The organism is Testudinibacter sp. P17/SS/0325 (genome assembly GCF_053570765.1).
The window spans coordinates 16,993-26,048 of the sequence record NZ_CM131635.1 but is presented as its reverse complement, the minus strand read 5'-3'; the positions used below and the strand labels follow the sequence as shown (position 1 = coordinate 26,048).

10 protein-coding genes are annotated in these 9,056 nt (G+C 46.4%); 3 read left to right on the top strand and 7 right to left on the bottom strand.

The window, feature by feature from the left end; translation table 11 throughout:
* Positions 1–26: 26 nt before the first annotated feature.
* Positions 27–776, top strand: coding sequence for an OmpA family protein (locus tag ACWA50_RS00110; RefSeq protein ID WP_431053207.1), 750 nt, complete (start codon positions 27–29; stop codon positions 774–776).
* Positions 777–991: 215 nt separating this feature from the next.
* Here the strand turns inward: ACWA50_RS00110 and ACWA50_RS00105 are convergent, their stop codons facing one another.
* The 7 genes from ACWA50_RS00105 to ACWA50_RS00075 form a co-directional block, all read right to left on the bottom strand.
* On the bottom strand, positions 992–2,200 hold the full coding sequence (locus ACWA50_RS00105) for a glycosyltransferase (protein WP_431053206.1): 1,209 nt from the start codon (positions 2,198–2,200) through the stop codon (positions 992–994).
* 42 nt (positions 2,201–2,242) lie between these two features.
* Entirely contained in the window at positions 2,243–2,992 is a 750-nt protein-coding gene (locus ACWA50_RS00100; protein WP_431053204.1) for a class I SAM-dependent methyltransferase, read from the bottom strand.
* The gene (gene trmA, locus ACWA50_RS00095; RefSeq protein ID WP_431053202.1) at positions 2,992–4,107 is read right to left on the bottom strand and encodes a tRNA (uridine(54)-C5)-methyltransferase TrmA; all 1,116 of its coding nucleotides are present in this window, start codon (positions 4,105–4,107) and stop codon (positions 2,992–2,994) included. The genes ACWA50_RS00100 and trmA overlap by 1 nt, the downstream gene beginning before the upstream one ends.
* Positions 4,108–4,254: 147 nt before the next feature.
* The gene (locus ACWA50_RS00090) at positions 4,255–4,587 is read right to left on the bottom strand and encodes a DUF413 domain-containing protein (protein ID WP_431053200.1); all 333 of its coding nucleotides are present in this window, start codon (positions 4,585–4,587) and stop codon (positions 4,255–4,257) included.
* Positions 4,588–5,022: 435 nt separating this feature from the next.
* A complete protein-coding gene (locus tag ACWA50_RS00085; protein WP_431053198.1) occupies positions 5,023–5,361 on the bottom strand; it encodes a hypothetical protein in 339 nt (112 codons plus the stop codon).
* Between the two features lie 123 nt (positions 5,362–5,484).
* The gene (gene dsbA, locus ACWA50_RS00080) at positions 5,485–6,111 is read right to left on the bottom strand and encodes a thiol:disulfide interchange protein DsbA (protein WP_431053196.1); all 627 of its coding nucleotides are present in this window, start codon (positions 6,109–6,111) and stop codon (positions 5,485–5,487) included.
* Positions 6,112–6,133: 22 nt separating this feature from the next.
* Positions 6,134–6,400, bottom strand: a complete 267-nt coding sequence (locus tag ACWA50_RS00075; protein ID WP_431053194.1) for a YihD family protein — start codon at positions 6,398–6,400, stop codon at positions 6,134–6,136.
* Positions 6,401–6,477: 77 nt separating this feature from the next.
* Between ACWA50_RS00075 and mobA the strand changes: the two genes are divergently transcribed.
* Together mobA and ACWA50_RS00065 are read left to right on the top strand one after the other, a co-directional pair.
* Positions 6,478–7,596, top strand: coding sequence for a molybdenum cofactor guanylyltransferase MobA (gene mobA, locus ACWA50_RS00070; RefSeq protein WP_431053192.1), 1,119 nt, complete (start codon positions 6,478–6,480; stop codon positions 7,594–7,596).
* Positions 7,589–8,974 carry a DHA2 family efflux MFS transporter permease subunit gene (locus tag ACWA50_RS00065; protein ID WP_431053190.1) on the top strand — a complete coding sequence of 462 codons (1,386 nt, stop codon included), beginning with the start codon at positions 7,589–7,591 and terminating at the stop codon, positions 8,972–8,974. Before mobA ends, ACWA50_RS00065 begins: the two co-directional genes overlap by 8 nt.
* Positions 8,975–9,056: the final 82 nt, after the last annotated feature.

Genomic DNA, 9,056 nt, shown 5'->3' with positions numbered 1-9,056 from the left:
CCCCTATAACAATAAGGATGAGAATAATGAAAAACACAATAAAAAAAGCATTTCCGTTGGCGGCGGCATTTTTATTAGCCGCTTGCGGGAATTTAAGCGATGTCAAACAAGACGGCACAACCGATAATCCGATCTTTCCTGAAATTGAAGACGCCGGCGTGAATTTCAGCGGCTCGCAATACGGCATTTGGCCGAATTGGGACAACGTGCGCATGATCGAAAAAGGGATGAACAAAGATCAGCTGTATTACCTGATTGGCAGACCGCACTATGCGGAAGGGCTGTTTGCGGTGCGCGAATGGGATTATGTGTTTAACTACCGTCAAAACGGCGAGCACAAAATCTGCCAATATAAGGTGTTGTTCGACAAAGAGATGAACGCACAATCATTCTTCTGGAAACCGCAAGGCTGTAACAATCAATATGAATTATCCGGTGATTTTCTGTTTGATTTTGATGCGGGTAATTTAAATGCCAACGGCAAAGCGACCCTTGACGGCGTTATCAAAAATTTAAAAGCACAGAACGTGAAAGCGGTTGAAATTTCAGGTTATACCGATCGTCTGGGATCGGACAGCTATAATCTGGCACTTTCACAGCGTCGCGCCGATGTGGTGAAAGCCTACTTCGTACAAAACGGTTTCGCGCCAAGTGCGGTCACGGCAATCGGGCGCGGCAAAGCGGATCAAGTAGCGGCGTGCGAAGCGGAACAAGGGAAAGCCTTGCGCGACTGCTTAAAACCAAACCGCCGCGTAGTCATTTCGGCAATAAAATAAGCCGCAATTCAAAAGATAAGCCGTGTTGATTAACACGGTTTTTTTATTTCCATCCCTCCGCATGTGGAGGGAGAGAAAGGATCTGAAACATAGACGTTGTTATCGGTTTGAACCGTGTTGATTAACACGGCTTTTTTTATTTCTCTCCCTCCGCATGCGGAGGGAGTACCATTTTTCGAAAGAAAAATGGGGAGGGAAAGGCTCGTTTTTTGCGTTTATAATGTGGTTAAATAGTTGATAATGGCGGTGCCGGTTGTATTATTTTGCGGAGATAGATTTTCGTTTAGTGTGCTTAATAATTTTTGTACCTCAGAATTTGAATCTTGCGCTGCTTGTCGTTGATAAAATTTTAAATTATTAATGGTGATATCTCTGATATGTGGCTCGGGATTGGAGAATAAGATTTTTTTACAGCAGTCATAGCCTAATTTAAAATCATCTACGTAATAAGCACTAATCGACAATTCAAAATCGATCCAAAAATCATGCACGGATTTTTTAACGAATAAAATATCATTCTGTGGAAATGGAATGTTTTTGGCAATTAACCCAAGTTGATAGGCTAATTTACATTTCCCTTGGATACGTAATAAACGCACTGCATTATATAAACATTCGATCCGCTTCGGATTATAATCATACCCTTCTAGCCAAGTATAAATGGCAGTTTGATAAGCATGATTTTTTTCGTAACAAATACCGAGATTTTCATAAGAACAGGTGACTTCCTCGATCCAACCGCCCAGATTGATCCGTTGCTGATACCATTCGATGGCTTTGTCATATTGTTCCGCATCACGGTAAGATTGAGCGCAGTAAAAGGCATATCGCGCTTTTAAATCCTCATCGTCGGGTTGCTGATAAGCCGTCTCTAACAACTTAGCATCTTTCAGATATTTATTCGGATCTTGGCTGCGATTGCCAAAGCGCCCGGAAATAATATGGTAGTCGCCATTAATAAACGCTTTTGAAGGATTTTGTTGTTTGGATTCCAAAAATTCGTGTAACACGCTACGCCAAAAAAATTGCCGATTATTTTTAATTAGCAATGGGCGTTGATAATCAGTCCCCTGATTGGACATTAAAAAATAATAACTGTCGGCGGTTAAGTCCGGTAAAGTAAATGTGCCCGTAAAACGATCATCGGCATCAAAAATAAAAACATAATCGGCTTTGCCTTGGCATTGTTCTAATGCCAAATTACGGTTATATGAAAAATTAACCCAAGCATGATGGTAAATTTCACCCGGAATGTTATGCTGAGCAAAAAAATCCGTAATAATTTCGACGGTGCGATCGGAAGAGCCGGTGTCGGAAATAACCCAATAATCAAGATCAATATGCTGAATAATATTGCTTAATGTATCCTGAATAATATTCGCTTCATCTTTGACAATCATATTTAGACAGATTGTTTTTTTCATGCTCCTTCCTTAACGCTAACGCAGCTCGAATAATAAATTATCTTACCCCAATCCCATATACACATCAAAACGATGGTTTTTGGTTTTCTGGCTGAAGTGCGGTTTTTGTTCGGCTAGGAACGGGGCGTAGTCGGGGCGTTTTACGACTACGCGCTTGTGCGCCAATTGCAGTGCCGGGGCGAGCAGTTGATCGGCGTCTAAATCGGCGCCGACTAAATGCTGAAAAATCCGCATTTCTTTTTTAACCAAGGCGCTTTTTTGTTTATGCGGATACATCGGATCGAGATAAATCACATCGGCGCTATCTGCGGCAGGCGAAAGTGCGGTCAGGCTGTTGATTGGCAGTAAGCGCATGTTTTGTTGCAGCCAACTGCCGATTTCCGCATTTTGGTAGCCGCGCCGTAAGCCGTCTTGCAGCAATGCAAAGACCACCGGATGGCGCTCGATTAACCGCACTTGGCAGCCGATTGCCGCCAGCACAAAGGCGTCGCGCCCCAGTCCGGCAGTAGCGTCAATCACCGTTGGCAAAAAACCTTGTTTAATCCCTACGGCTTTGGCGACCGCTTCGCCGCGTCCGCCGCCGAATTTGCGCCGATGTGCCATTGCGCCGTTGATGAAATCCACCGCCACCGCTCCCAGCTTCGGCTCGTCCAGTTTGCGCAATTCCAGCCGTTCGGCGGTTTGCACTAAGGCTAAAATTGCCGCAGGATCATGCGTTAAATGTAAAGTGGAGCAAGTGCGGTCAAACTCGGCTTGTTTGGTTGCGTCTTCGCACAATAGTTGAATGCCCATCAGATCTTAACCAACCAAACCGCACTTTCCATATGTTCGGTGTAAGGAAACTGATCAAACAACGCCGCCCGTTTAATGCGGTGCGTTTGGCACAGGGTTTGCAAATTGCCGCACAGGGTATGCGGATTGCAGGAAATATACAAAATGCGCGGATATTGCCGCACCATGTTCACCGTCTCTTCGTCCAATCCGGCGCGCGGCGGATCGACCAACACGGTTTCGCACTGATAAGCGCTGAGGTCAATCCCTTGCAAACGGTTGAATTGGCGCACGCCGTTAATCGCTTGGGTGAAGTCTTCCGCCGACATGCGGATAATTTGCAGGTTGTCGATACGGTTTTCGGCAATATTGAACTGAGCTGCCGCCACCGACGGTTTGGCGATTTCAGTCGCCAGCACCTTGCGGAAATTTTGCGCCAGCGCCACGGAAAAGTTGCCGTTGCCGCAATAAAGCTCCAGCAAATCGCCCTGACTGCCTTGCGTGCAGGAAAGCGCCCACTCAATCATTTTCACGTTAATGCCGGCGTTCGGCTGGGTGAAGCTGTTTTCCACTTGGCGATAGGTGTAATCACGCCCGTTGATGGTCAGTACTTCATCAATATAGTCTTGTTCCAAGCAGATTTTCTGCTTGCTGGCGCGCCCGATCAGTTGCAGATCAAAACCTTGCCGTTGCAGGGTTTGGCGCAAAATTTGCGCTTGTTGTTGCCATTCTTCGTCCAATTGGCGGTGATACAACAGGCTGACGATAATTTTTTCGCTTCGGGTGCTGAGATAATCAATCTGAAACAGTTTGTGCGCCAAGTGCGGTTGCCGTTGTAGCAGCGGAATAATCGCCGCCATCATGCGGTTAATCAAACGGCTGGCGACCGGGAATTGATCGACCCGATAACGCTGTTTGGTTTGCGGATCGAACATAATATGGTACAGCTCGCCTTTATTGTCAGTACGAAAGTCGTGCCAAATGCGAAATTCGGCGCGCATACGATAATGTTCAGGCTCGGAAGCAAACACCTCCAGCGCAGGGGCAGAAAACGGCGCAAGTAATTCAGCGAGTTTATGTTGTTTATCGGCTAATAGTCGGGGATATTGCGCAATCGCTAAGGTTTGATTCGGCATACGGTCGTTTATTGGTTTTCGGGCTAGATAGAATGGCGTTAGTGTAACATTTTTTGCCGTTAAGCTGAATAAAAGTGCGGTTTTCTGTTGCGGAATAACTCACGCCGGCGCACCTTGCGCGCGCCAACGGATAATGGAGCGACGAGATTAGTCGTTGTTGCCGTAGTCGTCAACCGTATCGGCTGCGGCTAAACCGGACAGGGTATAAACCCGTTTTACGCTGGAAATGCGCGCACGGTATTTGCACCAGGTTTTTTCAAAAAAGGTTTCAGGTTGGCGTTCATTGCGGCAAACCGCGACAAATTGCTCTTCTTCGGCATTGATCGGCGCACGGTTGCCCAACTCCAACTCGATAAACGCTTGCCCGTGTTTTTCCAAGGTGTCGGATTCGCGAATGGTGTAATCACCGTGACGGGAAAACCCGCGCGGGTAGTTTTTATCATCAAAAAAACGGCGGGTTACGCTAAAACTGTCAGCCATAATAGTTCCTCTATAGTACGAAAGATAAGTCGGCAAGCATTAAACCAATTCATAAAAATAAGTCAACTTTTTTTTGTGATATGGCTGAAATTTATGTGTATTGATACTGAGTAGAAGAACTGCAGACGTCAGAAAAAGTCATCTTGCGATAACCCGTTTTGTCGGAGATAGTCAATTGCGGATAAAATCGTTTCTGCCTGCGTATCGTCACATAACAGGGCGGAGCGACCAAACTGGAATGCAGTGATCACAGGCTTATTTTGTACAATGGAAAAATAGCAATTAATATGCTGTTTTTTAACCACTTTAACTAAATTAGCATTGACCGTACGAGAGCGCGAATAATTTTTTCTTGGATTCTGGTACGAATTTCGAGTTGTGTATCTAGACTTAAAACCTGATAAAAAATAAATGCGAGAAAGGTATTTTTGAATTCTAACATTCAGTTAATCTCTTTCTGAGTTCATTGGCAGATTGAATTTTCCCTTGCCAGAGATCGTTGCCAAGATGTGTCATTTTTTCAGTATCAGCTTCGGCTTCAAGCTGAAAAGTGCCATTGCGAATTTCTTCATCTATTTTGATAAAATGTGCTTTGGCATATTCAGGTAATTCGTTAAACCAATCTTCCTGTTCGGCATTTGCCAGATCTTTTTCTATTAAGGCAATAACGTATTCGCGCATGGTTTGACCTGTGACGGCAAGGCGGGTTTTAACCGATTTTTTGAGATTGATCGGGAAATCCAGAGTCGTTTTTACAGTTTGTAACGGCATCATTAGATTCCTCTCTAAGTATAAAAGTATATTTATACATGCCATGCTATAGAATTTTACGGAAGGTTTAAAGCGGTAAAAAACGCCTGTTAAATGCTTCAACAGGCGTCCTCTTATCACACGGAATTATTGATTCAACAAATACAACACCGTATCGGTATAGTTTTCCACGAATTGCGCTACGCTTTTGGAATCGCTGAAGCCGCCGGTTTCGATTTGTTTGTTGCCGTTGACGAAGAATGCCGGCACGCCGCGCACTTGGTATTGTTCAAGGGCTTTCACTTGTTTATTGACCAAGCCGTTGACGGCGAAGCTGTTAATGCCGTTATCGAATTGTTCGGCGCTTATGCCTTTATCCAAAAAGATTTTGCGAATGTCGGACATTGAGCCGATTTTGTTGGCTTGAGCCGCTTCGAACAGTGCGTTTTCGACCAAATCGGTGGTGTTGGTCGCCATTGCCAATGCCCAAGCGCGGGTTAAATCTTCAGAGGCGCGTCCCAAGAAATTGACGTGATATTTCACGAATTGTGTGCCTTGCGGCATTTTTTCTTGAATGGCTTGCGGGATTTTGTATTCCAATTGGAAATTGGCACAATGCGGGCAGTAAAATGAGAAAAACTCGATCACTTCTTTATCGACCGTTGCCGGTTGGTTAATGGTGATAAATTGTTTGCCTTCCTGAGGAATGAAATCCGCCGCTTGTGCTGCGTTAACACTGAATAATGCCGCCAAAAGTAAAAATAGTTTTTTCATAAATATCCTTGATAAGAGTTAGTTATTTAATAATGCCGCGTGCTTTTAACAGCGCGGTTTTGAAATCGTCTTCATAATCTTTTTTAATGCCCGGAATCGGCTCGTGTTTGTCGGCGCCGCGCATTTTCAGGTGATAAATAATCACTTCATCGCTGAGTTCGGCAATAGGTTTGTCGAACCCTGCTTCGACCGCAATTTTTTGTAAAAATTCCATTAAGCTCAAATCGGGCTCTTGCGACCAGTGCGGCCGGATCAGTTCCAGCACTTCATTTAAACGATGACATTTCATAATTTGCTTAACCTTTGTTTCATTTTCAATTTGTGCGATGATAGCAAAGAAAAGCGGAATTGCAACAGAGAGAACAGATGAAAACACAACCAATCAGTGCGGTGATTTTATGCGGCGGCTTGTCGCGGCGGATGCAGGGGGCGGACAAAGGCTTGCAATTATTGCAGGGGAAACCGCTCTTTTCGCACGTGAGGGCCCGCTTACAATCACAAGTGGGGCAGATCTTGATTAACGCCAACCGCCATCAGCAACATTATGCCAAGTGCGGTTTGCCGGTGTTTATGGATGAGTTGGACGGTTTTCTCGGGCCGTTGAGCGGGATGTTGAGCGGTTTGAAACACAGTGCGCACGATTGGGTGCTGTTTGTGCCGTGCGACGCGCCGTTTCTGCCGCTGGATTTGGCACAACGTTTGTTAAGTGCGGTTTCGGCACCAGGTTTAGATCTTGCCTACGCCAGTGACGGCGAACGGGAGCACCCGACATTTGCACTGTTGCATAAGCGGGTGATCGCCGATCTACAGAATTATTTGCAACACGGCGGGCGTAAGGTGCGCGACTTTATGCAGCAGCAACGGTATGCCGTGGTGGATTTCAGCGATCAGCCGCAGGCGTTTGCCAACTTCAATTATTTGCAACAATTGGATGAACTCAACCGCCACCGAGCGAGCAGCGGCATTCCGATGTTGGGGATTAGCGGCTACAGCGGCAGCGGTAAAACCACATTATTGGAAAAATTATTACCGCAGTTGCAACAAAAAGGGCTGCGGGTGGCGGTGATTAAACACACCCACCACGATGTGACCACCGATAAAGCCGGCAAAGACAGCTGGCGAATGACCCAAGCCGGTGCCACGCAAGTGGCGGTGGCGTGCGATCAACGTTGGGCGGTGATGAGTGAAAATCGTGATCAAAGTGCGGTTTCGCTAAGCTATTTGGCGCAACAGCTTGATTCGAATCGCAGTGATTTGGTGTTGGTCGAAGGGTTCAAACACGAACCGCTCCCCAAAATTTTGCTCCACCGTCAAGGCATGACAAAGCCGTTGCCGGAAATGGATTCGTTGGTGTTGGCGTTGGCAACCGATTATCCTGTGCAGACAGCGGAACATATCGCCCATTTGGATTTGAATGATATTGCAATGATTGCCGATTTTATCTATCACTGGCAGCAACAAACAGGAAAAGTGCGCTATGGGTAAAAGCTATCAAGGCTTGGCTTGGGTGGCGTCAACCGCACTTTTTATGCAAACCCTCGACGCGACGATTTTAAACACCGCTTTACCGGCAATTGCCGCGGATCTGAATGAAGCACCGTTGGAAATGCAGTTGGCGGTGATTAGTTATGCCTTGACGGTGGCGTTGCTGATTCCGCTCAGTGGTTGGCTGGCGGATCGTTTCGGCACTTTACGTGTGTTTCGGCTGGCGATTGTGCTGTTTATTCTCGGATCGGTTTTTTGCTCGCTGGCGATCAGTTTGGATACTTTGATTCTGGCGCGGATCGTACAAGGTGCCGGCGGTGCGTTGATGATGCCGACCGCGCGCTTGGCGATCATCAAAAGCGTGCCGCGCCATGAAATTATTTCCGCATTGAATATGATGGTGATGGCGGGCTTAATCGGTCCGATTGTCGGTCCGATTCTCGGTGGCTGGTTGGTGACTTATGCCAGTTGGCATTGGATCTTTCTAATGAATATTCCGATCGGCGTATTGGGCTTTTTATTATGCGGATATTTTATGCCGAATCTGACTGCCGCGGTAAAGCGGTTTGATTGGATAGGCTTTTTCTTATTCGGCGGCGCATTGGTCGGGATTACGCTCGGCATGGATATGATTGGCAACCGTACGTTTGATTTGTCGTCGGCTGTGATTGTGCTGCTGATCGGTTTCGGCTTATTTCTATTCTATTTTTATTATGCGCGTAAGGTGAAAAATCCGTTGCTCGGCTTTTCCCTGTTTCAATACCGCACCTTCAATATCGGCACGCAAGTCAATTTGGTTTTGCGGGTGTGCGGTTCGGGCGCGCCGTTTTTGCTGCCGCTGATGTTGCAGGTGGCATACGGTTATCCGGCGGATGTTGCCGGTTGGCTGTTGGCGCCGATTGCGGTGAGCTCGATTATCTGTAAGCCTTTTTTACGTCCGTTATTGATTCGTTTCAGTTATAAGCGGGTGCTGCTCGGCGCCACGTTATTACTATGCGCCAGTTTGATTACCTTTGGATTAATGCAAAAAAGTTGGGGCATTTGGGGCTTGTTACCGCCGTTAGTGCTATACGGCGCGGCAATGTCGACGTTATTCACCGCGACCAATACCTTAACCATTAGCGAGTTTTCACAACAAAATAACAGTGAAGGCAGCACGTTGCTGAGTGTGACCCAACAGGTCGGTTTGGGGCTCGGCATTGCTTTTGCCGCGGTGATTTTAAATATTTATCTGGAGGCTTTGGATAAAAGTGCGGTGGCGCAGGCGTTCAGTTACACCTTTTTCTCGGTCGCGGCGGTGGGGATTTTACAGGTGGCGTTATTACTGCGCTTGAAGCCGCAAGACGGTGAAAATATGAGTAAGCGTCACCAAGAATAGGCATTGTTAGATGATTCGGTTATAATCAAGACGATTTTGATCTTTTGAAATACAGCGCAGAACGGTATCTTAGGGTACTTTT